The organism is Streptomyces sp. NPDC003697 (genome assembly GCF_053587115.1).
Genome location: NZ_JBSFNN010000049.1, coordinates 26,487 through 49,020, shown reverse-complemented (window position 1 = coordinate 49,020; position 22,534 = coordinate 26,487). Strand labels below are relative to the sequence as shown.

Below are 22,534 nucleotides of genomic sequence, written 5' to 3'. Positions count from 1 at the left end.
CCGAGTACATCCAGTACGAGGGCGTCCGGCCGGCACGCCGAGAGCACGCACCGGACGCCACTCCTTGACGGGCAAACGTTGCCTGCCGCGGCACTGGCCGGGGCGCGAGGACAGCTGCCGGCTTCTGCAGGCCGCCTGCCGGGCCGCGCCGCACCGGGCAGTGCCCCGCGCGAGCGGACGCAAGCCGGCAGGCGGCGCGGTCGCCGGGGTCGGCGCGCCGTGCTGGAGGAATGCGCCGGGGCGCCCTTTCCCGTTCGTGGTCCGGCAAGGGCGCGCTGCTGATCGGCACCGGGCGCGGGTGCACCTGACCGCGGCAAGCCGTCAAGCCGGATTACTCTTCACGCTCCGTGGACCGTGCTGTGTGGTGGGACGTGCTCCGACCGCGCTCGTAGGATGCACAGGAACGGCATCGACCACCTGCGGGGGACGTGTTGAGTGAGCCGGCCTGCGTCGCGCCCGAGGTCCGGGACCGGCTCGTCGTCCGGTTCGGCGCCGATGTGCTCGCTTGGTGTGACGAGTTGCCGGCCCTCGTCCATGAACTCACCGCTCGTTGGAACCTGGGTCTCGTCGCGTCGGGAGGGGGAGGCACCTCGCGGGTGTTCCGATGCTTGCGGCGTGACACTGGTGCCTCAGTGTGGCTGAAGCTCACGCCAGTGCCCTTGATCGCTCGCGAGGAGGCCGAAGCCCTGCGAGCCTGGGCAGATGTGCCGTCGGTCGTCACTTTGCTGGCAGCGGACCTAGCTGCCGGGGCACTGCTGCTGGAGCATGTGGAGCCGGGAGTGCCGGTGCGGGGAGCTCGGTTGGAATGTGGCCGAGGTCGCGGCCCTACTGCGAGACCTGAGGGTCTCGCCTGCCGTGCCGGGGGAGCACTCGGTACTGCGACCGCTCTCACACCGGATCGACTTCCTGTTCGACTTGACTGAACGCAGGCTGCCGGCGGCCCGCCGCACGGTGTGGTTGCCCCGACGGCGCTCGGTCAGGCCCGAGCGGCTGCTCTGGAGCTTGCAGCCAGTGGGCCCGTGGGACTCGTGCATGGTGATCTCCATCCAGCCAACGTGCTGTCTGGTCCGGGCGCCCGCATGGTGGCGATCGACCCGAGGCCGGCATGGGGCGACCCGGACTTCGACGCTGTGGACTGGGTGCTCGGAGGAGTTGCAGACCCAGCCGTGCTGGAGCAGAGGATCGAGGCGTTGGCGGCGCTGGTGCCTGGCCTGTCTCCTCATAGGGTGCTGCATTGGTGCCGGGCTCTGACCTCCCTCGTCGCGGTACCCAGAATGTGTGCGGGGCGGGACGACGCGGAGACCCAGTTCCTCCTTGCCCTGGCCGGCGGCTGATCCGTCCTCTGCTACCACCACGTGTCCCGAAGCGGTGCCCCTTGGGCCCCTCCTACGCCTGCGACGGCGCGCGGCATCGCCTGCCGTCTACGACGCCGTTCGACGCACTGATCCTCGTCTCAGCAGCGTGCCAGGGCACGTCCGTGCACCTGGGGCCGGTTCCGGCACTTCACCCTTGATGCATCTCTCCGGTGGACGCCTGGCCATGGCAGCGCCCCGAGCACCCGCTGCCGGCGCCCTTGCCTCGACCCCCGAAGTTCGGGGAACCAGAGCCGGCCGTGTTTGCTCTCGGTGTGGCTGTCGTCGTCGAGGCGGCGGGTTGACGGGGTCCTGTCTCCTACAGCTTGCGGCCGAGTGCTGCGGCGTGCTGTTGCATCACCGGGGCGATGTGGTTGCGGAGTTCGTCGACGGTGACGCGGGAGCTTGAGGCGCTGACGGAGATGGCGGCGATGAGCTGGCCGGCCGGATCGTGGACGGGTACGGCGATGGAGAGCAGCCCGAGTTCGAGCTCCTCGCTGTTGATTGCCATGCCTGCGGTGCGGACAGCCCGGACGCGGCTTTCGACTTCGGTGGCCGTGGTGGGGGTCCCTGGGGTGCGTGCGGGGAACGGAGCGGCGGCGAGGTAGTCGGCCAGCTCGGCTGCGTCCAGGGCGCCGAGCAGGACCTGTCCGGTGGAGGAGGCGTAGAGGGGGAGCCGGGCGCCGACTCGTATGCCGTTGTCGATGAGCCGGGTGCCTTCGCTGCGCGCGATGAACAGTGATTCGTTGTCGTAGCGCACGGCCAGTGAGGCGGACTCGTCGGTTGCGTCGCGGATGGCGGCCAGGTGCGGCTGGGCGAGTTGGGGGAGCGCGGCGGACTCGCTGTAGGTGGCGCCGATGCGCAGTACGCGGGGAGTGGGCGTGAAGAACTTCCCGTCGAAGGTGACATAGCCCAGCTCGGTGAGTGTGTTCAGGCAGCGGCGTGCCGTTGCCCGGCTCAGGCCGGTGGCGCGGGACGCATCGCTGATGGTGAGCCGGGGAGCGCCGTCCCCGAAGGCCTCGAGGACCGCGAGTCCTTTGGCAAGCCCTGCCATTCCTTCGACGGTCATGCGATCTCCCCCTTGACAGACGTGACTGCTGGCACATCTACTGGCGACGTTCGGAAAACGAGCACATGTTCGCATAGCGAACGAAAAGTTGTCAAGCACTGCTGGAGGTGCACGCATGAGCGCACGGAATGCCGGGACGGGTGCTGCCGCGCCGGCCGGGGTCTCGGAGCGCCGCTGGCCCGAGTCCCTGACCGAGGTGCCGTACTGGGTCTTCCAGGACGAGGACGTCTACCGGGCCGAGCAGGAGCGGATCTTCCACGGCCCGATGTGGAACTACCTCTGCCTCGAGGCCGAGCTGGCCGAACCGGGCGACTTCTGCGCCACTTTCATCGGCGAGCAGCCCGTGCTCGTGACGCGCGACCACGACGGCCAGATCTACGCCTTCGAAAACCGGTGCGCCCACCGCGGCTCGCTGATCGCCATGGAGCACTACGGCCACACCAGGGACTTCACCTGCGTCTACCACGCCTGGACGTACAACCTGCAGGGCGACCTCACCGGTGTCGCCTTCGAAGAGGGCATCAACGGCGAGGGCGGCATGCCGCCGGAGTTCTGCAAGGCCGCCCACAGCCCCCGGCGGCTGCGGCTGGCCACTGTGCACGGCCTGGTCTTCGGCAGCCTGGACAACGACGTACCCGGGATCGAGGAATACCTCGGCCAGGAGATCCTCGACCGGATCGAGCGGGTCCTCGGCGGCCGCAAGCCGGTCGTGCTGGGCCGGTTCACCCAGAGCCTGCCCAACAACTGGAAGCTGTACATGGAGAACGTCAAGGACTCCTACCACGCCAGCATCCTGCACCTGTTCTTCACCACCTTCGGGCTCAACAAGCTGAACCAGAAGGGCGGCATCATCGTCTCCGAGAACGGTGGCCACCACGTGAGCTGGTCGGCCATCAACCGAGAGGCGGAGACCGGGGAGCACTACAGGGACCAGAAGATCCGGTCCGACTCCGAGTACCAGCTCCAGGACCCGTCGCTGGTCGACAGCTTCAGCGAGGTCGGGGACGACATCACGCTGCAGATCCTCTCGGTTGCGCCCGGCTTCGTGCTCCAGCAGATCCAGAACTCCGTCGCCGTACGCCAGGTGCTGCCGACCGGGGTGGACTCCACCGACCTGCACTGGACCTACCTCGGCTTCGAGGACGACACCGAGGAGCAGCAGCTGACCCGCCTCAAGCAGTCCAACCTGGTCGGCCCGGCCGGCTATGTCTCCATGGAGGACGGCGCCATCGGCGGCTTCGTGCAGCGGGGCATCACCGGGGCGAGCAAGGAGTTCGCGACCGTCCAGATGGGCGGTGACCAGGCGGTCTCCAGCGAGAGCCGGGTCACCGAGGCCTCGATCCGCGGGTTTTGGAAGGTTTACCGCGAGGCCATGGGTTTCGCCGTCGGCGCGGGCGAGGGAGCACAGGCCTGATGGATGCACACCACCTGATCAGCCGCGCCCAGGGGCACTACGTCCGCGCCATCGATGACGGCCCGATCGAGGACTGGCCGGAGTTCTTCGCCGACGACGCCTTCTACAAGGTCACCACGGCGGACAATCACCGCCGCGGACTGCCGGCCGGGATCATCTGGGCGAACAACAAGGCGATGCTCAAGGACCGGGTCTCCGCGCTGAAGGAGGCCAACATCTACGAACCGCACGCCTACCGGCACATGCTCGGTCAGCCTGCGGTGCTGGAGGAGAGCCGGGCCGGCGCGACCAGCGAGACCTCCTTCCTGGTCATCCGCATCACCGGGAACGGGCCGGCCGATGTGTTCGCCAGCGGCCGCTACCTCGACGAGTACGTCTTCGAGGACGGCAGAGCCCTGATCAAGAAGCGGATCGTGGTCTGCGACAGTTCCCGTATCGACACACTGCTGGTGCTGCCACTGTGACCGGGACACCCAGACTGCTGCTCACCACCGGCGACCCCAACGGGATCGGGCCGGAGATCGCGCTCGCGGCCGTCGCCGAGCTCGCCGACCAGGCGCCGGTCGTGGTGGGCGACCGCCATGTACTCGAACCGTACGCCGAGCGCGCGGGGCTCGTGCTGCGCGCGGCGCAGCCGGGTGCGGCCGCCGAGCGCGGCGTGTGCGACCTGGTCGACGTCGGCGCCCTGGCCCCCGGTGACCTGGCGGTCGGCCGGGTCACCGCGCCCGCGGGCGCCGCCACCATCGCGTACACCGCCGCAGCGGTACGGCTGGCGATGGACGGCAGTTACGCCGGAGTGGTCGCCTGCCCGCACTCGGAGACGGCCGTCCACCGGGCCGGAATCGTCTTCGCCGGCTACCCGCCGCTGATCGCGGAGCTCACCGGCACCGCGCTCGAGAAGGTCTTCCTGATGCTGGTCGGCGGCGGTCTGCGCATCGCGCACGTCACACTGCACGAGCGGCTGGCCGACTCGCTGGCCCGCCTCACCCCCGAGCTGGTCACCGACGCCGGGCTGGCGCTGCACCAGGCGCTGCGGGCAACTGGCATCGCCGATCCCCGGATCGCAGTCTTCGGGCTCAATCCGCACGCCGGTGAAAACGGCCTGTTCGGCGACGACGACAAACTGGTCACCGAGCCCGCGGTGGCTGCTCTCCGCGAGCTCGGCGTCCGCGCCGAGGGCCCTGTCGGAGCCGACATCCTGCTCGGCGGCGCCCGCGACCACGACGCCTACCTGGCGATGTACCACGACCAGGGGCACATCCCGGTCAAGGTCCTGGCAGGACGTACCGCGGCCGCAGTCACCATCGGTGCCGGTGCGCCCTTCGCCAGCGTGGGCCATGGTCCCGCCTTCGACATCGCCGGGCAGGGCAGCGCCGACCCGGGCGCCGTGCTCGCAGCTCTCCGGCTGCTCGCCAACGACTGTTCAGGAAGGCTGAGATGACCTTCACCATCAGTGTCCGCGGCTCCGACATCGCCTTCGGCTGCGAGCCGGGGCAGAACGTCCTGGACGCCGCCGAGGCGGCCGGCTGGGCGATTCCGTACTCCTGTCGCAAGGGCGTGTGCGACACCTGCCTCGGCTCGGTGACCGCGGGCCCGCTGGACGTGCCGGGCAGCGAGGCCGTCTGCGGCCCGGCCGAGGTCCGGCTCTGCCGGGCACAGCCGGCCGGCGACATCGAGATCGCGCCGCGTCGGATCGCGGCACGCACCCCGCCGGTGCGCAAGCGGCTGACCACGACGGTGTACCGGCGCCGCCAGGTCGCCCCCGGCGTCACCGTTCTCGACCTGCGCTACCCCATCGGCCGGCGGACGCCCTTCCAGGCCGGCCAGTTCCTCAACGTCATCCTCGACGACGGCGATACCCGCTCGTACTCGCTGGCCAACGCACCCCAGCACAACGACCTCGCCCAGCTGCACGTCCGGCACGAACCCGACGGCGTGTTCTCAGCCCGGATCCTGCAGCAGCTGGAGTTCCACGACACCGTGGAAATCGAGGCGCCCTTCGGCGAGTTCTTCGTCGAGGACGGCGACGGGCCCCTCCTCCTGCTCGCCACCGGCACCGGGTTCGCACCCATGCGGTCGATCATCCTCGACCACATCGCCCGGCGCCTGACCCGCCCGATCCACCTGTACTGGGGCGCACGCACCCTCGAGGATCTCTACGCCCACACCACCCTCCAAGCCTGGACCCGGCGCTACCCATGGTTCCGGTTCACCCCCGTGCTCTCCCGGCCGCACACCGGCTGGGAAGGCGCCGGCGGTTGGGTACAAGCAGCCGCGATCGCGGACCATCCCGACCTGAGCAGCCACCACATCTACGCCTGTGGCAGCGAAGCAATGACCCGAACCGCCGCCGAGGAGCTGGCGCGCGAGCGCGATGTGACTCCCGACCGGTTCCACTCCGATGCGTTCGTCTCGGCCGCGGGAGCCCTCGCCGGCGTCGAGTAACCCTTCTCCATGTGGAGTGCATTATGTCCGACACCACTTCATCCCCGTCCGCCGCCGTATCGGACCCGCCGGAGCCGCTCAAGCTGCCCGGCTTCATCGACGGACGCCGCCCGGGCGGTTTCCAACTGCGCACCGTGCTGCTGTGCGGGCTGGTCATGCTGCTCGACGGGTTCGACACCCAGGCGATCAACTACATGGCCCCGGCCATCACCCAGGACTGGGGCATGTCCAAGGGCACCATGGCCACGATCTTCTCAGCCGCACTGGTCGGCCTGATGATCGGCTATCTGCTGCTGGCCCCGCTCTCCGACAAGTTCGGCCACAAGCGACTCGTCATGGCGGGAGTCGCCATCTTCTCGCTCTCGACCCTCGCCTCGGTGTGGGCCCAGAGTCCCGACCAGCTCCTGATCATGCGGGTGATCACCGGAATAGGCCTCGGCGCGGCCACCCCGAGCACCATCGCGCTCACCGCCGAGTACAGCCCCAAGCGGCTGCGAGCCAGCCTGGTCCTGGCGATCTACTGCGGTTTCTCACTCGGGTTCGTGGTCGCCAACTACGCCGCCGACTGGCTCATCCCCGCCCACGGCTGGCGCTCGGTCTTCGTGGTCGGCGCCGTGCTGCCCCTGGCCCTGCTCCTCGTACTGGCCTGGCAGCTGCCCGAGTCGATCTCCTACATGCTGCGCCGCGGGGAGAACGCCAAGGCGTACGCCCTGTGCCGCCGGATCGACCGGACGCTGCCGAAGACAGACAAGGCGCACATCGAGGCGGAAAGCGCCACCCCCGGCAAGCGGGTCAAGGTCACCGACCTGCTCTCCGGCCGCCAGCTGCTCGGCACGGTCCTGCTGTGGGTCGTCTTCGCGATCAACCTGGCGATGTTCTACGGCCTGCAGAGCTGGATGCCGACCATCCTTGCCGATCGCGGCTACTCCGCCGGCACCCTGGCGACCGCCGCGTCCATGACGACCATCGGCGGCATCGTGATCGCCTTCGTGGTCGGGCCCGCCATGGACCGGCTGGGCGCCTACGGCTCCCTGGGCACGCTCTACTTCGCAGGCTGCGGCTTCCTGGTCCTCATGGGCCTGGCGCTGGGCTCGCCCGTCTGGACGGTCCTGGCGACGATCTTCCTGGTCGGCTGCGCCGTCAGCGGCGGCCAGAAGAGCGTCATCGCACTCGCTGCGGCCTTCTACCCCGAAGAAGTCCGCTCCACCGGCGTCGGCTGGGCGTTGGGCATCGGCCGCGTCGGCGGAATCGTCGGCCCGATGATCGTCGGAGGCATGCTGGCCGGCGGCATGGGCCACGAGCAGCTGTTCCTGCTCCTCGCGATCCCCACCGCGCTGTGCGGTCTGATCGTCCTGTACCTCGGACACCGCGCGAAGCAGCTCAAGACGGCCTGATCCCGGACACCGGCACTGCGGGGGACGGCACCGGCCGGCACGGCCGGTGCCGTCCCCCGCACACGGTGTACGCGCCGATTACTGCGCCCGGGCAGGTCGGGCCGCGTGGGCGTCCTCGCCCCAAGGACGCCGCCGAGCCGATCACGTCGACGGATGTCCAGCTGGTCGAGCCTTCCTCGAGTTCCTCGCCCACATCCCCGGCGAGGAGCGGGAGCTCGGGCCTGCTGGCCAACCGGGCTCTGGAGCCGTACACCGGGCCGACGGACAGCGAGGAGGACCGGCACGAACTGGTCGTCAGAAAACGGTGTATACCCGCTTCCGCCGCTACGCCCTGGACGGCGTGTCCACCCGGGCCCTTCAGCAGATCCAGGCCCAGGCCGACGCGGCCGGCGACCTCGACTGGCCGGTCCAGACCGACTCCACCGTCGTCCGCGCCCCCGCGTAAACGCGGCATCGCACACGTCATCCCCGAGAAGACCGACCAGCGTCATACCTGCTCTGGGCAAGATCCGTTCGAAGACGGACCCTAGTAGCTGTCGTAGCTGGGCCTGCTGTTGGGCCGGTAGACGCCGACGACGGTGCCGCCCTTCGTCGTCGAGACGCTGACCGGCTCCAGCGCAGTGGGGATCGCTCCGTCGGCGAACAGCCGCTTGCCGGTGCCGATGATCACCGGATGGATGGTCAACCGGTACTCGTCGACGAGGTCGTGCCGCATGAGGGTCTGAGCGAGGTCGCCGCTGCCGACGACGTTGAGGTTGCCGCCGTCGGACGCTTTCAGCTTGCGTACGGCGTCGACGATGTCGCCCTCCAGCAGCGTGGAGTTCTGCCACTCGACGGACGTCAGGGTCCGGGACGCCACGTACTTGTGCATGCTGTTCATCCGATCGGTGAACGGGTTGTCGGGATCGGCGGTCGGCCAGTACGACGCGAAGATCTCGTACGTCTTGCGGCCGAGCAGCATCGCGTCAGAGTGCTCGTACCAACCCGCGATGGCCGTACCGACCTCGTCGTCGGCCACCGGTTTCTGCCAGCCGCCGTGCTCGAAGCCGCTCTCAGCGTCCTCGTCCGGACCGCCCGGCGCCTGCATGACGCCGTCCAGCGTCAGGAAAGTGCAAACGATGATCTCGCGCATGGTGCGCTCCCTTCGTCGGGGGGTAGACCGCACGACCGCTGGAAACTCATCGGCGGAACCTCCCGGGGACAGCACACCTGGCGCCGGGCCGGCGGCATCTCCCCAAGCCGTCGGCGCCACCGGACACGTCCACGTGATCAAGTCCTTGCACCGCTTCCGGGGAACACTGGCCGACAGCGGGCTCGCACGTCATCCCTGGGCCCGTGACGCGCTCGGTCCGCAGGTTCGCGACCTGATCGCGCCAGTGACGTAGGCGCTGACAGTTTCCACAGCGCGCATGATGGCGTCGATGGCGGCCAGCATGGCCTCGGTCACGGCGAGGCCGTTCGGGTCAAGGGCGGGCGGCGGGGACGTCACCTGGTACCACGTCAGGGAACCAGCGGCCCAGCCAGCACGGCCACCCCCGCCTCGCGGTCCCCGGCCCAGGTCACCGATCCGGTATCCCGAGGCTTGCGCCCCCACAGCATCAGCAGCAGGTCCTCAGCAAGGCCCGAGACCTCCGCGACCGGCTCACCGGTCCCATAGGTCCAACAGCGGCCCGAATCGGTGGCGGTGATCCGCACGGCCTGCTCGGCACGGATGGCGGCCCCCTTGGAGATCATGAGGGGCGCCATGGTGTCGAAGACCTCGGCAACACCGTCGGCGGCGAGTGCCGGATCCATCGGTGTCGTCGGGCCGAGCGCGTGCTCGGCGTCCCACCGGTGCATCAGCGTCTCCTGACTGCGGCGCCGACGCCAGAATCCGACTGTGTGCGGTGGGAAGAACGTCCACGCCTCGGTCGAGGGATCAACCGACAGCGCCTGCACGAGTGCGTCCGCCGTCTCGGCATACCAGGCTTTGAGGCCGGCAGGCTCACGGGGCGCGGCACCCTCGTCATAGCTGTAGCCATGCCCCTCCCGCACCGCCGCGACGACCCACAGGTTCCCCGCTCCCATGTGTACGGCCAGATCCACCAGCCTCCAATCGCCGCAGTGCTCGATCGGAGCCGACAAATCACCGTCCAGCACCGCGTCGAACGCATCCAGCTCGCGCCGAAGTTCCACCAGATAGTCCACGACGCCAAGGTACAGCCCACCAACCATGCGGGGCTTGCCGCACGACCAAGGCGAACGCTCCCTGATGGGGCGCCACTAGGATCCGTCTTCACAACGGACCCTGCCCAGAGCAGGAGCGTGGCGCGGGAGACCGCTGCTTCTCAGCGGCACATCTTGGACCTCGACTACTCACCCCCGGGAGGCCGCGAGTTGGTTAAAACTCAGGGCAGTTCGGTGAGAACTCAGGGGTCTGTCGCCCTCATGTCAGGGGTGGGCCCGTGGGTTCGCGGTGAAGTCGCGGGGTCGGGGTTGGTGAATGCTTGCCGGCTGTGCACGAGCAGCTCACGCATCCCCGGGGTCTGCGTGTTCTTCCAGATCAGGGCGAGCACTGCGGGGGTATCAACATCATGGATGGTGAGGGCGGTGAGCCGGTCGCGGTAGCTCGCGGCCATGGAGTCGCTGAGGACGGCGACGGCGAGCCCGCGGGCGGCGAGGCCGGCGATGGCGTCCGCGGCGCTGGCCTGCAGAGTGATCGCCGGTTGGAGGCCCTGTGCGGCGCAGGCCTGGTCGAATACCGTGCGCAGACCGGCGCCGGGCGGCATGCACACGATCGGGTAGGCCATCAGATCGCGCAGGGTGAGCTGTCGCTGTGTCGCCAGGGGGTGCCCGGCCGGCACTGCCGCGACGAGCCGCTCGCTGATGATGGTCAGCGCGTCCAGCCCGTCGGGGGTGGCGGTAGCGGCCCCTATGAGTGCCAGGTCGACGGTGCCGGTGCGCACCTTCTCGACGAGCCGGTCGGAGCCGTCCTCCAGCAGTGAGATCTCCACACCGGGATGTGCCTGGTGGAACGCGGCGAGGGCGTCGAACAGCGGGGTGAGGGTGCAGCCGATGACCATCCCGACGGTGAGGTGCCCCCGGATCAAGCCGGTCACCTCGCCCACCGCCTGGCCGACGGCCCCAGCGGCGGCGAGTGCGGCGCGGGCGTGTTCGAGTGCGGACTTTCCCGCGACGGTGAGGGTGACGGTGCGGGCCGACCGGTCGAACAGCTCGGCTCCGAGTTCCCGTTCCAGTTGGCGGATCTGGGCGCTGACGCCGGACTGGCTGATGTGCACCCGCTCGGCTGCCCGGGTGAAGTTCTGCTCCTCGGCGACCGCGACGAAGTATTCCAGCTGCCTCAGCTCCATGACTGCGGATTCTAGTTTCCAGAAGATTCATCTGTTGGACTTCTGGCCAGTCGGCGGCGACGCTGGGAAGCGCCAAAGCCCGACGTCAGGAGGAATTCATGCCGGAGTACGAGAAGGCCCTGCGGCCCGAGGACATCACCCGCTTGTTCGTCGAACGATCCAACGCCGGAGATGCGGCGGGGGTCGCCGCGCTTTACGAGGAGGGTGCGGTGATGGCCTACCCGCCCGGCGACCGGACGGTGGGCCGGGAGGCGATTCGTGCGCTGTGGGAGAAGGTACTGGCCAACGGTCCCCGTTTCGAGCAGGAACAGCCGCTGCCGACGCTGATCAGTGGCGACATCGCCCTCACCTCGACTCCTCCGAAGGACGGGGCCGGTGCCCGGGCGCAGGTCGTCCGGCGCCAGCCTGATGGAAGCTGGCTGCGCCTGCTCGACCAGCCCGAGTTCGTCGCACCCACCCGCTGACCCCTCGCCTCGTGAGTTCGCGGAACTGAAGGCTGTTGGGCGTGGCCCCGAGGGGTCGGTGCCCCCAGAGAGGCCGGATGCCAGGTAGTGGTGCTGGCCGCTTGCCGGCAGCCGCGTTGTCTGCACCAGCGGGTTGAGTGGTGCTCAGCCACTTGGAAGTGGGTCACTTTTGCGAAGTGTGGACGGTAGTCAACGTGGCGCGAAGTCCTCTTGAGACGGCCTGCAGGCGGCAAAAGACTGCTGCGTAGCAAGGCCGCGCCTGCATCCCGGGAGGCGCGGCACAGCAGTCACGATCGCAATGCGAGGAGAACGCCGATGCCCGACGCCGGCCGTCGAGACGCCGAACACTCGATCACGCTGACCGACGGCACCGCCACGCGGACCCGTGAGGCGGGCCCCGTCGATCTGGTGCCGGTCCAGGAACTGCACCGCCGCTGCTCGCCGGGCAGCCGAGCCCTGCGGTACCACGCGGGCAAGTCCGGGCTGTCACCTGCCGAATGGCGTCAGTTGTCCAGCCCGGAGCGCGGCACCACGCTGGTGACCGCTCCGGCCGATCGTACGGACCACATCATCGCCATGACCAACGTCATGCGCACACATCAGCAAGGGGTGGGGGAACTCGCGATCCTGGTCGAGGACGCGTGGCAGGCCAGGGGGCTCGGCACCGCGCTGGCCGAACATGCGGCGACCTTGGCCCGCCGCGAGGGACACCACACGCTGACCACCGCGGTGGTGGCGAGCAACAAGCCGATGCTCCATGTCCTGGGGAAACTGGATGCGACGCCGCTCGACGCCACCGGGCCCGTGCTCGACCTCCACATCCTGCTCTAGGTACGGCTTCGACGATCACGGGTGATGGATCACGACGGGGTAGCCGGACAGGTTCCTGGCCCCCGAACCGCTCGCGTCTCGCTCGCCCCCACCGGTCCGGTGGGTGAGCGCCCGGCGAGTTCCTGCAGGCGCCACAGACGGTACGTCACAGTGTTGCGGTGGCAGTACATCCGGGCGGCGGTCTCGGTGGCGGACCCACTGGCCGAGTAACCACACGACGTAGTCGTGGCGACAGTCCGCCCACGTCGACAATCCGCCCGCGTCAGACGTCGGCGGACACTGTGCCGCGGATGAGGTCCGCAGCCCGTTCCGCGATCATGATCGTCGGTGCGTTGGTGTTGCCCCTGACCACGGTCGGCATGACCGAGGCATCGACCACCCGTAGCCCCGCCACACCGTGCACGCGCAGCTCGTGGTCGACCACCGGGCCGATCGCGCAGGTGCTCGTCGGGTGGTACAGGGTCTGCAGCTCGCGCCGCGCGTAAGCCAGCAGGTCGGCGTCGCTGTCGGACGGCGGCGTCAGGAAGTCCGACCGGCGGTGGAGGCGCAGGGCGGGCTGTCCGACGATGTCCAGTACCAGCCGCAGCGCCCGGATCGCTGTGGCCCGGTCCTCCGCGGTGGACAGGTAGTTGTGCAGGATGCGCGGCTTGGCGCTGGGCAGCGTCGAGCGCAGCGTGACCTTCCCGCGGCTGGTGGGTGCGAGCAGCACCGCGCCGATGTGGAAGGCGTGATCGGTGGCGGCTCCCAGCCCCTCCTGGTGGAACATGGCCGGTACGGCGTGGATCTGCACGTCCGGGGCGTCGAGACCGCCTGTGGTGCGGAAGAACCCGCCGCCCTCACCGACGTTCGAGGTGAGGGGCCCGCGGCCTGCGGCTTCCAGCAGCCGCAGGTTCTCGGAGGTCTCAGCGGTGAGCAGGGATTCGGTGTCGGTGAGATGGACGACGGCCAGATGCGGGTGGTCCTGGAGATTCTCGCCGACCGGCAGGTTCACCTTGGGGGTGATGCCGAGGGTCGCAAGCTCGTCGGCGACGCCGATGCCCGAGAGCATGAGCAGCTGGGGTGAGTTGTAGGCGCCCGCTGAGAGGACGACCTCCCGTTCGCACCGAAGTTCCTGCGTCGCCCCGGCCCGGTCCACCTCGACACCGACGGCCCGTTCCCCGTCGAGGAGGACGCGGGTGCACTGCACCCCGGTGAGCACGGACAGGTTGGGCCGTTCGACGGCCGGCCGCAGGTAGGCGTCGGCCGTGCTGCACCGCAGGCCGCCGCGCTGGGTGAGCTCGTAATACCCGACGCCGTCCTGCTCAGGGCCGTTGAAGTCGAGGTTGACCGGATGCCCCGCCTGCTGAGCCGCTGCCAGGAAGGCGTCGATGAGGGGGTTGCGGGAGCGCCCGGGGTTGACCGGGAGCGGGCCGCCGGCGCTGTGCCATTCGGAGGCGCCGGAGTGGTGGTCCTCCGACCGCAGGAAGTACGGCAGTACGTCGTTCCAGCCCCAGCCCTTGGCGCCGACGGCGGCCCATGAGTCGTAGTCGCGGCGGTGGCCGCGGATGTAGATCATGGCGTTCATCGAAGATGAGCCGCCGAGCATGCGGCCGCGCGGCAGATAGCGCCGTCGGCCCTCGAGGCCGGGCTCGGGCTCGCTGAGGTAGTCCCAGTCGTACTTGGTCCGGAACAGCTTCGGGAACGCGGCCGGGACGTGGATCTCCTGGGCGTCGTCGGCCGGGCCCGCCTCCAGGAGCAGGACGCGTACGTCGGGGTCCTCGCTGAGCCGGGCGGCGAGCACACAGCCCGCGGATCCCGCACCCACGATGATGTAGTCGTACATGGTGTGCCCTCTCTCTCGGCGGCCGGACACGCGGTCAGTACTGGATGGCCTTGGTCTCCAGGAACTCCTTGAAGCCCGGGCGCCCGGCCTCCCGGCCCACGCCAGACTGCTTGTACTCCCCGAACGGGGCAAGGGGGTCGAATGCGCCACCGTGGACGGGGCGGGTTGCGGGGGGTGGCCAGGGCGTGGTGCGAAAGTGGATCAAGGTCGTGGTTGGTCACGTCCCACGCGGTGGACGGCGAGCAGCCGTGGGTCCGGACCACCGCACAAATATGTGATCACGGGGGACGAACGGGTGCTGACTTCGGCCGAGTGCCTGAACTGATCGCACCCACAGGCCGGCTGCAATCCTCGTGGCTCGCAGCACGGGACGAGTGGCCTCCAGGTGCCCACCAGGACGGGACAGGTCTGCGCTTCGCACCTGATGCCGACCTGGACAGCCCCCGCGTCCTCTCGGAGTGGGTCGAACGACTGCAACAGCAGTCGGACAGGTCAGTTGCTGTGGGCGAAGAACGCGTCCACGCCACCCATGGGTGGATTGTCGAGGGCAACAGCTACCTGGGAGCCATCGATCGGCGGCACTACCGTCCGCGGACGGCGGCGCCCCGGGAGACGAGACTCCGCGCGCGCTGAGGGAGACTGGCGGCCTCCAGCGCACTGTATCTCCCGCTCGCCACCAGCTGGAACTTGACACCCTCCCGGCCTTCCGGGTGCTCGTAGCCGTCGGGGAGGAACCGCCGGTAGTGCTCGCTGGCGCGTTGGAAGAACTGCGGGCGCTCGGAACGGGGGAGACATCCCTCCAGATTGAGAAGGAAGAGGTAATGACGGATCATACGGGTGAAGAGAAAGGGAGCCACAACGTCCAGGACGTCGCGCGCCTCGAGCAGGTCGAAGCTCTCTTCGTACCGGCCGAAGACGTCGAAGTGGGTGCCGTCCGGTGAGCCTGCGGGGTGTTGAGTGTGCCGGCGGCGGATCTGGACGCAGTTCCATTTCAGGACGGCGACCCGGTCGGCGCCGAGCATGGCGCGGTGGACGACTGTGACCTCCTCGTGGAGGCCGTCGGGGAACGCGAGTTCCTGCCGGATCCACAAGTCGCGGCGGATCAAACGGTCCCAGGAGTAGGCGGGAGCACCGAACAACTCGGGCTGATCGAGCGAGGCGAAAGACTCACGTCCCTGCCGGGCGAGCAGGTCGGCGGCGGCACCGGGCCACGAGCGGCCGCGATGGAGGCGCGTGTGCCCGAAGAGAAGAACATCCGGCTCGTCCGTCGACTGCAGCTGATCGGCCATCGCCTGAAGCGTTCCATCCCCGATGATGTGATCGCTGTCCAGGAACAGCAGGTAGTCACCGGCGGCGCGCTCCGCCCCCGCGTTGCGTATTCGGCCGATGTCGGCGACGCCCGTCAGCCGCACGACCGAGACCCGCCCATCGCGCCGGGCGTAGTCATCCACCAAGCCCGCAGGGCATTCAGCAGACTGGTCCAGGACCGCGACGACCTCCACGTCCCGGAACGATTGGTTCAGTATCGAGTTCAGGCAGACCCCCAGCTGTCCCTGAAGGTCGTACGCTGCGACTATGACGCTGATCATCGGCGTGAACTCCGCTCGAAACGCTGCGAGATGAACAGGGGGCGGGCCCGCCACGCTGTCTTGATGCTGCCCGCTTACCTCCCCCGGAGAGCAGGCGGCGTGACCCCGACCGGGGTCACTGTGTTCAGCGCGTCCCAGGTCCTGCGTGTCACAGGTGGCGGCGCTTCGTTACAAGATCGCCAAGCTTGTGCTCGATCTCCCGCTGCTGTAGTCGCGCGTGCTGCCATGGCTGGTCCCGGGCGGATGGTGCGTCGCTGCGCCGGGGTGCTTTGGCGACAGCACGACCGTGCACGGCCGGGCACCCCTTGACAGCCGGCATGCCGGCCCGGCCGACTGGACCCACCTTCGGCAACTACACCCCTACGGCGATCAACGCCGGCACGCTGCGGGCGTCAGCCTACGAGGCCGAGGACGTTTGCCATGAAGCCGTAGCTCTCGTGCACTGCTCCATGATTGCCCAGGCGGTGCGAAGAGCCGCGGCCGGCCGGCAGCTTGCGCCGTAGGCCGAGCGGGAGGTGGTCGGCCCAATCATTGAGCGACTCCTATTGGACGCCCACAACACCGCAGACACGCGGGAGACGGCGCAGGCCTGCTCGAGCGGAGGGACCTGGTCGGCCTGCGCCTGGTGCTGGTGGCGCTGTCGCGGGCTGAGGAGTGGTGGAGGCGGCGTACGACCCTGTCCAGCACGGTCGCCGCTGTCCCCGCCGTGGAGACGGCCCTGCACGACGGCGCCAGACCCGCCGGCCTCGCCGTCTGCGCCCTGTGCTGCCATGCTCTGGCTGGGTTTTCTGACCCTGGCCCAGTACCGTGTCCGCGTCCTGGCGCAGGAGGGCCTGCCCCGGCCCCCACGCCGTCGCTTGCCACGGCGGCGGCTCTGTACGCGGTCGCCCTGGCGGTGCGCGCGGCGACTCCGGTCGTCTAGGGCCTGTCCGGCGGATCTTTGAACCGCTTCGTGTCCCGGTCCGTTCGCATGGTCATGGGGCGGGGCGATCTCACGAACAGCGAATGGTCGCGGCTGCTGCCGCATCTACCGAAAACCGGCGGGCGGGGCGGACGATGGACCAGTCACCGCAAGATGATCAACGGCATCCTCTTCCGGGAGCGCACCGGCGTCCCGTGGCGTGATTTGCCAACGCGGTTCGGAAAATGGAAGACGGTCTATGAGCGACATAGACGCTGGTCAGCCGACGGCACGTGGGAGACGATCCTCGATGCCGTCCAGGCCGACGCGGATGCGGAAGGCCGTATCGACTGGAGCATGGTGAGCGTGGATTCGACGTCCTGCCGCGCTCATCAACACGCCGCCGGGGCCCGCAGGGATGCGCCGCGTGTCCCGAAAAAAGATCACGGTCTCGGCAGCACCGCCCTGATGAGGGACTCGGACGCTCCCGGGGCGGACCGACTTGCAAGATCCACCTTGCCAGTGAGGGCGGACGTCGCCCGCTTGCGTTCCTGGTCACGCCGGGCCAGTGGGGGGATGCCCCACAGTTCATCCCGGTCATGGAACGTATCCGCGTCGCCCGTCTCGAAGGCGGACGCCCGCGGACCCGGCCTGATCACCTCGGCGGCGACAAGGCCTACTCGTCTCGCCGCAACCGCCGCTATCTGCGGAGACGGCAGATCAAGCACACCATTCCTGAGCCACGAGACCAGCGGGCCAACCGCCGGCGCCGTGGCAGCAAAGGCGGTCGACCCGCCGGATTCGACAAGACGATGTACAAGCGCAGGAACGAGGTCGAGCGGACTATCAATGCCGTGAAGAACTTCCGGGCTGTGGCTACGAGGTACGACAAGCGAGCCTATGTCTTCCACGGCACTGTCACCGTCGCTGCGATCCGGCTCTGGCTCCGCACATGAGCTTTCATGCGGTCTCATCGCTGCCAGAGGAAGGCGGCCTCGCTACAGGGGTGGCAGTGAAAGACGTAGCCGCGGCCACCTCCGCCAAAGTTGGCGGAGGTCGCGAAGTCGGAGCCTTCCTCGAGTTCGGCCGTGAAGGTCATACGGGTTGTGCAGGAGGGACAGTCGGGGGTCTCGTCACCTTGGAGCCAGTCGGGTTCGCCACCCAGCCGTCCCAGAACCGGCTCTGCGGTTGGCGTGTCGGCTGGGTGGGGGTGCAAGGCGGTCACCGCAGCAAGCAGCGTCTCGCCCTCAGCGGGGACGGTGGCCGCCGATAGCTGACCTTTGAACACGAAGGCGCGGTTGGCGCCGGCGGTGGCGTCCCAGTCGTCACACATGCCCGGGTCATTCTGGCAAAAGAAGACCGCGACCGCCCCCAGATCGAGGGGCAGATGAGCGAGGAACTGCATGGGATCGCCGCATTCGCGGCAGTTCGGCCAGACGAATCCATCCGGGACGAGTGGCACTCCCCCCGTGCGCAGTACGGGAGCGTCAGCTACGGCTTCTCCACCGTTGACCAGCAGCATGCCCAAAGCCTAGGTGCAACGTTCCCCACTCCAACCTGAGGGGGCGACCGGGCGCAAGCCAAGATCCGCCGGACAGGCCCTAGTGCTCTGACCGCATACCTTCGCCGGGGTGGGCGGATGTGGGGCTATTAATGCCAGCTACCTGGCCGGGGCATCCGCCTATGCTCGGCTCGTGCAGCCGCTTTCCGACCGCAGCAATCCGTTGATCACGGCGTTCCCAGCCGAGCTTGCAAGCGATGCCGAGGCAGTCCTGGCGGTGATGCCTGATTCTCGGCTCCAGCCGCATGCCTCGTTCTCGGTCGTTGTCGAGGGCCAGCAGGTTTTGATCCCCGGGCGCCTCTACAACGACGAGCCGCCAACTGACAGGGTGGCGTCGCTTTCGTCGCGCCAACAACAGCTTCTGCACTGCCTGTACTCAAGGCACTGCGACGGCATGGTCAGGCAGCGCCACCTGGAGAAGGTCGTTGGTTCCACGGACCCATGGGTCGTCCCCTTCGTCGTTCAGTTGGTTGGCGAGTACGTCTTGGAGATCCTGGTCGTCATCTGCGATGAGCTCCGTGATCTCGCCACGCCCGGCACCTACGGCCACCTCGTTTACGGGCAGTTCCTCGTGGACAACGCTGCCTTCTTCGCGCGCACTCAACGGCGGGTCGTGAGCTACTGGAGCTGCTACTACCGGGGCACCTACGCGAGTTTTCGGGGCTACCCCGGGTGCACGATTCTTGACCTCCTACGGTCCGCTGCCTCCGACAGAGCAGGACATCCCTGGCCCAACCTCGCTCCAGCTGGCGCCAGGGTGGACGGCTACTGCTAGAACCCGGCCGGGCAAGGTCGCCGGGCTGGTCAAGCGGCATCGGCGAGGGGACGTCCGCCCCAACGGACGCCCTTCTCGCTGCGGATGCGAGCGCGCTCGCGGCGCTGGGCTGCCAGCACGTCGGGGTGACGGGCATTCGCGTTGCGCCAGCGCAGATGGGCGTGCAGGGCCCGGGTCTGCACGGTGTGGTTGCGGTGGTTGCGGTGGTTGGAGTTGGCGATGGTGAACTGCCGCAGCGGCCCGAAGTGCGCCTCGATTGGGTTGGCCCAGGACGCGTATGTCGGCGTGAAGCACAGCTCGACTCGGTTCTTCTTCGCCCAGCGGCGAATCGTCTCGCCCTTGTGGGCGGACAGGTTGTCCAGGATGACGTAGATGGGGCCGCCGTCCGGTCGGGCAGCCCGGACCGATCTGAGCGCGGCCAGCGTGTTCGCGGCGCCCTTCTTCCGGCGGTTGACGCCCCAGAGCGTGTCGTCACCAACCGAATAGCAGCCGTGGAAGTACCTGACGCCATGCGTGCGGTGGTAGGTCGCCGGGTGCCGCTCGGGGTGACTGGCCGGAGCCCAGCCCGAGCCGGCGGTGGGGCGGATGCCGAGCGGGCCGAACTCGTCGAAGGCGAAGACCCGGTCCGGGAAGCGGTCGAGGACTTCCTCGATCCGGTCCAGCTTTGCCTCGCGGTCGGGGTCCGGGGATTCCTTCCAGGTCTTGGTGCGCTGGAAGGTGATGCCGCGGCGGGCGAGCAGACGGCGTAACGCCTCGCGGCCGATGCGGATGACCTGCCCGTGGACTTTCCTCAGGTGGGCCAACAGTTTGCGGATGGACCATCGAATGAAGGGCTGACCGAGCTTGGTGGGGCGGGTGGTGGCCGTCTGGATGACGAAGTCCTCGTCGTCAGGGGTGAGCAGGCGGGGACGGCCTCCCGCCCACTGAGGGTCCAGGCAGGCCAGGCCGATCTCGTTGAACCGGTGGATCACCTCCCGGACGGTGCCGTCGTCGGCCTGCACCAGCTGGGCGATCACCGGGACCCGGTTCCCGCCGGCCGACGCCAGCAGCATCATCGCCCGTCGGAAGCGGACCGAACTGGTGCTGCCCCGACGCACGATCTGCTGCAGCTTCTGCCCCTCCTGATCGGTCAACCTGCGCACGCGGACAGGCGCAGCCACCACACCCCCAGCACTCGGATCGAACGTCACGCAACATCCAACCGCCCCGACCACCAACCCGGCGAACCAATGTGGTCAGAGCACTAGCCGGGCCAGCCGAGCTAGAGGGCGCCCTCGTAGTCGGGGGCGGGTTCGGGCCAGTCCACCTTCACCACGATCTTGCCCCGGGTGCGCCCCTCCTGGTTCAGCCGCTGCGCTTCTGCCGCCCGCTCCAGCGGGAACGTCTGCGACACGTGCACGGACACCACGCCCTCCTCGGCCAGCTCGGACAGCCGTGTCAGGTCGTCGGTGTCGGGACGGACGAAGTAGTAGAGGCCGCCGTAGCTGACCACCTCCGGGTCGGCGATGGAGACCAGGCGGCCCTCCGGCGTCAGCAGATCCGCCGAGGTCTTCGCCGTCTGGCCGCCGATCGTGTCCAACGCCGCGTCCACTCCCGCGGGCGCGAGCGCCCGCACCCGTTCGGCCAGCCCCTCGCCGTACGTCACCGGTTCGGCGCCGAGCGAGCGCACGTAGTCGTGGTTGTACTCGCTCGCCGTACCGATGACCCGGGCGCCCAAGTGCGCGGCGAGCTGGACGGCGATCGAGCCGACCCCGCCCGCGGCGGCGTGCACGAGCACGGTCTCGCCCGCCTTGACCTCCATCACCTTGGTCAGCGCCTGGAAGGCGGCGAGCCCGGCGAGCGGCAGCCCGGCCGCCTCCTCGAAGGGGAGGTTGCGCGGCTTGCGGGCCAGCGTGCGTACGGGGGCGGCCACGTACTCGGCGAAGGTGCCCCGGGAGAGGAAGTCCTCGCGCACGTAGCCGATGACCTCGTCGCCGACGGCGAACTCGGTGACCGAGGCGCCCGGCTGCACCACCACCCCGGAGACGTCCCAGCCCGTGATCACCGGGAAGACGGCGTCGAGGATGCTGTCCAGATGGCCCTCGCGGCACTTCCAGTCGACCGGGTTCACCGCTGCGGCCCGCACCTTCACCAAGACCGTGTCGGGTCCGACCTTGGGGTCGCGAACCTCGCCGTACTCCAGCACCTCGGGGCCGCCGTACCGGCTGTAGCTGATCGCCTTCATGGCTTCGACCCTCCTGGGTATGCGAACGCCACGCAAGCCAGATGACCCGATATGAGCTGCATGCGTGGCACCCTTTCACCAGTCAACACCTCGTACCCCTGGAGGTGAGCACCATGACCCCGCTTCACCAGGAACACGCCTCCCACGACGTGGCTGTGTGGTTGTGCGGGACACCTCGGATCACCTTTCGAGTCGCCCCCGCAGGCGAGGGGAACACGCAAGATCGTTTTTGCCATCGAGGCAGCGGTTTCCTCCCTGGGCAGCAGGGAGCAGACGACGGGGGGCCGCACTTACCTGCCCCTTGTACGCGACTGCTCGCTCAAACGAGGGACGAGCGAGCGCCACGGGACCCCTGTGTCCTGGGGTACAGCGTCCATCGGTCCGGCGGTGTCACAGGCTGCGCACCCGGGGCCGGTGGGCGGGGAACAGTGCGCACTGATGCGAGCAGGAGCAGGCCCGGTCACGGGGGGAGACCGGACCTGCTCCTGCGGCGCCCGCATGTCTCCCCCCGGAGGCTGGGCGCCATGACCCCGCCCGGGGTCACTTCCATCAGCGCTCGGCACGACAGGAGTGTCACGGGTTGACGGTGATGGTCGCCAAGTTCGCACGTCGGTGAAGACGCACACCTGACATCGCCGCGTACCGGTCATGGGAAGCGCACACAGCAGGGCTGGGCGCCTGGTAGCCGGGACCTTGCCCCGAGGGTTGCTGCGCCGAGGGCAGCCCCGTGGACTGATCTCCGAAAAACCCCGCAAGAGAAGGTCACGCAGCTCACGAGTCCAAGGCCCATGCCTTTCCCCACCGTGCCCTGGCCGCCCGGTGAGCAGCGCACAGGGACGGCGCACCTCCCGCGCCGCGCGTGCCTGACGCCTGGCGCCGCTGCGCGTCCGACATAGTCAGTGCCGGACGCGCGCTCCGGCGAGGTCGAAGAGGCTGCCTGACCATTGCGACCGGCCGGTACGGACGACGCTTCCGCACCACTCGTCCACGGCATGCATTCGCCCGCAAGGCCATGCGGCGGCCGGCCCGTGAAACGGGCCGGACCACGGTCAGGCCAGCGGATCGAGGAAGGTCAGCACCGAGGCGCTCTCCTCGATCAGCGGGGCGAGGGCGGCGTTGAAGGGGCCGCCGTAGGGGGCCTTCAGGTGGGCCTGGAAGGCGTCCTCGTCCCGGTACGCCTCGAAGATCCAGTAGGCGCGCGGGTTGGAGGCCTTGGTGTAGACGTCGAAGGCGAGGTTGCCGTCTTCCCTGCGCACCTTCTCGGCGTAGTTCCGGATGAGGTCGGCGACCTCGTCCTGCGCTCCCTGGCGTGCGGTGAACTCGGCGAGCAGAGTCTTGCTCAC

22 protein-coding genes are annotated in these 22,534 nt (G+C 68.8%); 11 read left to right on the top strand and 11 right to left on the bottom strand.

Translation table 11 applies throughout. The annotated features are described in order from the left end of the window. Positions 1-953: 953 nt before the first annotated feature. The gene (locus ACWDNY_RS20060; RefSeq protein WP_451647112.1) at positions 954-1,334 is read left to right on the top strand and encodes an aminoglycoside phosphotransferase family protein; all 381 of its coding nucleotides are present in this window, start codon (positions 954-956) and stop codon (positions 1,332-1,334) included. A 337-nt stretch (positions 1,335-1,671) separates the two neighbouring features. On the opposite strand, the gene ACWDNY_RS20055 is transcribed toward ACWDNY_RS20060, so the two are convergent. After that, entirely contained in the window at positions 1,672-2,421 is a 750-nt protein-coding gene (locus ACWDNY_RS20055) for an IclR family transcriptional regulator domain-containing protein (RefSeq protein WP_451647111.1), read from the bottom strand. 115 nt (positions 2,422-2,536) lie between these two features. On the opposite strand from ACWDNY_RS20055, the gene ACWDNY_RS20050 reads away from it, so the two are divergent. The 6 genes from ACWDNY_RS20050 (at position 2,537) to ACWDNY_RS20025 (ending at position 8,119) form a co-directional block, all read left to right on the top strand. Beyond that, positions 2,537-3,835 carry a Rieske 2Fe-2S domain-containing protein gene (locus ACWDNY_RS20050; protein WP_451647110.1) on the top strand — a complete coding sequence of 433 codons (1,299 nt, stop codon included), beginning with the start codon at positions 2,537-2,539 and terminating at the stop codon, positions 3,833-3,835. Further along, on the top strand, positions 3,835-4,299 hold the full coding sequence (locus ACWDNY_RS20045) for an aromatic-ring-hydroxylating dioxygenase subunit beta (protein ID WP_451647109.1): 465 nt from the start codon (positions 3,835-3,837) through the stop codon (positions 4,297-4,299). The genes ACWDNY_RS20050 and ACWDNY_RS20045 overlap by 1 nt, the downstream gene beginning before the upstream one ends. Continuing rightward, a complete protein-coding gene (locus tag ACWDNY_RS20040; protein WP_451647108.1) occupies positions 4,296-5,276 on the top strand; it encodes a PdxA family dehydrogenase in 981 nt (326 codons plus the stop codon). The genes ACWDNY_RS20045 and ACWDNY_RS20040 overlap by 4 nt, the downstream gene beginning before the upstream one ends. Beyond that, entirely contained in the window at positions 5,273-6,280 is a 1,008-nt protein-coding gene (locus tag ACWDNY_RS20035; protein ID WP_451647107.1) for a 2Fe-2S iron-sulfur cluster-binding protein, read from the top strand. The genes ACWDNY_RS20040 and ACWDNY_RS20035 overlap by 4 nt, the downstream gene beginning before the upstream one ends. Before the next feature lie 23 nt (positions 6,281-6,303). After that, complete coding sequence (locus tag ACWDNY_RS20030) at positions 6,304-7,674, top strand: MFS transporter (protein WP_451647106.1); 1,371 nt, start codon at positions 6,304-6,306, stop codon at positions 7,672-7,674. 304 nt (positions 7,675-7,978) lie between these two features. Further along, on the top strand, positions 7,979-8,119 hold the full coding sequence (locus ACWDNY_RS20025) for a hypothetical protein (RefSeq protein WP_451647105.1): 141 nt from the start codon (positions 7,979-7,981) through the stop codon (positions 8,117-8,119). Positions 8,120-8,200: 81 nt separating this feature from the next. Here the strand turns inward: ACWDNY_RS20025 and ACWDNY_RS20020 are convergent, their stop codons facing one another. The 3 genes from ACWDNY_RS20020 to ACWDNY_RS20010 form a co-directional block, all read right to left on the bottom strand. Further along, on the bottom strand, positions 8,201-8,806 hold the full coding sequence (locus ACWDNY_RS20020; protein ID WP_451647104.1) for a dihydrofolate reductase family protein: 606 nt from the start codon (positions 8,804-8,806) through the stop codon (positions 8,201-8,203). Positions 8,807-9,174: 368 nt separating this feature from the next. After that, positions 9,175-9,861, bottom strand: coding sequence for a maleylpyruvate isomerase family mycothiol-dependent enzyme (locus tag ACWDNY_RS20015; protein WP_451647103.1), 687 nt, complete (start codon positions 9,859-9,861; stop codon positions 9,175-9,177). Positions 9,862-10,082: 221 nt separating this feature from the next. Continuing rightward, the gene (locus ACWDNY_RS20010) at positions 10,083-11,024 is read right to left on the bottom strand and encodes a LysR family transcriptional regulator (protein ID WP_451647102.1); all 942 of its coding nucleotides are present in this window, start codon (positions 11,022-11,024) and stop codon (positions 10,083-10,085) included. Between the two features lie 98 nt (positions 11,025-11,122). Between ACWDNY_RS20010 and ACWDNY_RS20005 the strand changes: the two genes are divergently transcribed. Both ACWDNY_RS20005 and ACWDNY_RS20000 read left to right on the top strand, forming a co-directional pair. Continuing rightward, a complete protein-coding gene (locus ACWDNY_RS20005; protein WP_451647101.1) occupies positions 11,123-11,488 on the top strand; it encodes a YybH family protein in 366 nt (121 codons plus the stop codon). A gap of 315 nt (positions 11,489-11,803) precedes the next feature. Further along, complete coding sequence (locus ACWDNY_RS20000; protein ID WP_451647100.1) at positions 11,804-12,319, top strand: N-acetyltransferase family protein; 516 nt, start codon at positions 11,804-11,806, stop codon at positions 12,317-12,319. Between the two features lie 29 nt (positions 12,320-12,348). Here the strand turns inward: ACWDNY_RS20000 and ACWDNY_RS19995 are convergent, their stop codons facing one another. The 3 genes from ACWDNY_RS19995 to ACWDNY_RS19985 all read right to left on the bottom strand — a co-directional run bounded on the left by ACWDNY_RS19995 (position 12,349) and on the right by ACWDNY_RS19985 (position 15,730). Further along, entirely contained in the window at positions 12,349-12,585 is a 237-nt protein-coding gene (locus tag ACWDNY_RS19995) for a helix-turn-helix domain-containing protein (RefSeq protein ID WP_451647117.1), read from the bottom strand. Next, positions 12,582-14,141, bottom strand: coding sequence for a GMC family oxidoreductase (locus ACWDNY_RS19990; protein ID WP_451647099.1), 1,560 nt, complete (start codon positions 14,139-14,141; stop codon positions 12,582-12,584). Before ACWDNY_RS19990 ends, ACWDNY_RS19995 begins: the two co-directional genes overlap by 4 nt. Positions 14,142-14,722: 581 nt before the next feature. Continuing rightward, the gene (locus ACWDNY_RS19985; protein ID WP_451647098.1) at positions 14,723-15,730 is read right to left on the bottom strand and encodes a glycosyltransferase family 2 protein; all 1,008 of its coding nucleotides are present in this window, start codon (positions 15,728-15,730) and stop codon (positions 14,723-14,725) included. A 976-nt stretch (positions 15,731-16,706) separates the two neighbouring features. Between ACWDNY_RS19985 and ACWDNY_RS19980 the strand changes: the two genes are divergently transcribed. After that, positions 16,707-17,587 (top strand): IS5 family transposase gene (locus ACWDNY_RS19980; RefSeq protein WP_451647116.1). Its coding sequence is split into 2 segments (ribosomal slippage): positions 16,707-17,067 and positions 17,067-17,587, totalling 882 coding nucleotides; the frame shifts between segments, so codons are not numbered across the junction. A gap of 14 nt (positions 17,588-17,601) precedes the next feature. Here the strand turns inward: ACWDNY_RS19980 and ACWDNY_RS19975 are convergent. Next, on the bottom strand, positions 17,602-18,153 hold the full coding sequence (locus ACWDNY_RS19975) for a hypothetical protein (RefSeq protein WP_451647097.1): 552 nt from the start codon (positions 18,151-18,153) through the stop codon (positions 17,602-17,604). A gap of 172 nt (positions 18,154-18,325) precedes the next feature. On the opposite strand from ACWDNY_RS19975, the gene ACWDNY_RS19970 reads away from it, so the two are divergent. After that, positions 18,326-18,967 carry a hypothetical protein gene (locus ACWDNY_RS19970; protein ID WP_451647095.1) on the top strand — a complete coding sequence of 214 codons (642 nt, stop codon included), beginning with the start codon at positions 18,326-18,328 and terminating at the stop codon, positions 18,965-18,967. Positions 18,968-18,996: 29 nt separating this feature from the next. Here ACWDNY_RS19970 and ACWDNY_RS19965 read toward each other — a convergent pair whose 3' ends face one another. From ACWDNY_RS19965 to ACWDNY_RS19955, 3 genes are all read right to left on the bottom strand, one after another. Next, the gene (locus ACWDNY_RS19965) at positions 18,997-20,127 is read right to left on the bottom strand and encodes an IS630 family transposase (RefSeq protein ID WP_451647094.1); all 1,131 of its coding nucleotides are present in this window, start codon (positions 20,125-20,127) and stop codon (positions 18,997-18,999) included. A 101-nt stretch (positions 20,128-20,228) separates the two neighbouring features. After that, positions 20,229-21,191: an NADP-dependent oxidoreductase gene (locus ACWDNY_RS19960; RefSeq protein ID WP_451647093.1), complete on the bottom strand. Its 963-nt coding sequence runs from the start codon at positions 21,189-21,191 to the stop codon at positions 20,229-20,231. 1,049 nt (positions 21,192-22,240) lie between these two features. Then, the gene (locus tag ACWDNY_RS19955) at positions 22,241-22,534 is read right to left on the bottom strand and encodes a putative quinol monooxygenase (protein ID WP_451647092.1); all 294 of its coding nucleotides are present in this window, start codon (positions 22,532-22,534) and stop codon (positions 22,241-22,243) included.

What these genes read in the sequence shown, in the direction of transcription:
- ACWDNY_RS20055 (WP_451647111.1), bottom strand. Translation starts at nt 2,421, where the DNA reads ATGACCGTCGAAGGAATGGCAGGGCTTGCCAAAGGACTCGCGGTCCTC.
- ACWDNY_RS20050 (WP_451647110.1), top strand. Translation starts at nt 2,537, where the DNA reads ATGAGCGCACGGAATGCCGGGACGGGTGCTGCCGCGCCGGCCGGGGTC.
- ACWDNY_RS20045 (WP_451647109.1), top strand. Translation starts at nt 3,835, where the DNA reads ATGGATGCACACCACCTGATCAGCCGCGCCCAGGGGCACTACGTCCGC.
- ACWDNY_RS20035 (WP_451647107.1), top strand. Translation starts at nt 5,273, where the DNA reads ATGACCTTCACCATCAGTGTCCGCGGCTCCGACATCGCCTTCGGCTGC.
- ACWDNY_RS20030 (WP_451647106.1), top strand. Translation starts at nt 6,304, where the DNA reads ATGTCCGACACCACTTCATCCCCGTCCGCCGCCGTATCGGACCCGCCG.
- ACWDNY_RS20020 (WP_451647104.1), bottom strand. Translation starts at nt 8,806, where the DNA reads ATGCGCGAGATCATCGTTTGCACTTTCCTGACGCTGGACGGCGTCATG.
- ACWDNY_RS20010 (WP_451647102.1), bottom strand. Translation starts at nt 11,024, where the DNA reads ATGGAGCTGAGGCAGCTGGAATACTTCGTCGCGGTCGCCGAGGAGCAG.
- ACWDNY_RS20005 (WP_451647101.1), top strand. Translation starts at nt 11,123, where the DNA reads ATGCCGGAGTACGAGAAGGCCCTGCGGCCCGAGGACATCACCCGCTTG.
- ACWDNY_RS20000 (WP_451647100.1), top strand. Translation starts at nt 11,804, where the DNA reads ATGCCCGACGCCGGCCGTCGAGACGCCGAACACTCGATCACGCTGACC.
- ACWDNY_RS19990 (WP_451647099.1), bottom strand. Translation starts at nt 14,141, where the DNA reads ATGTACGACTACATCATCGTGGGTGCGGGATCCGCGGGCTGTGTGCTC.
- ACWDNY_RS19985 (WP_451647098.1), bottom strand. Translation starts at nt 15,730, where the DNA reads ATGATCAGCGTCATAGTCGCAGCGTACGACCTTCAGGGACAGCTGGGG.
- ACWDNY_RS19975 (WP_451647097.1), bottom strand. Translation starts at nt 18,153, where the DNA reads ATGCTGCTGGTCAACGGTGGAGAAGCCGTAGCTGACGCTCCCGTACTG.
- ACWDNY_RS19960 (WP_451647093.1), bottom strand. Translation starts at nt 21,191, where the DNA reads ATGAAGGCGATCAGCTACAGCCGGTACGGCGGCCCCGAGGTGCTGGAG.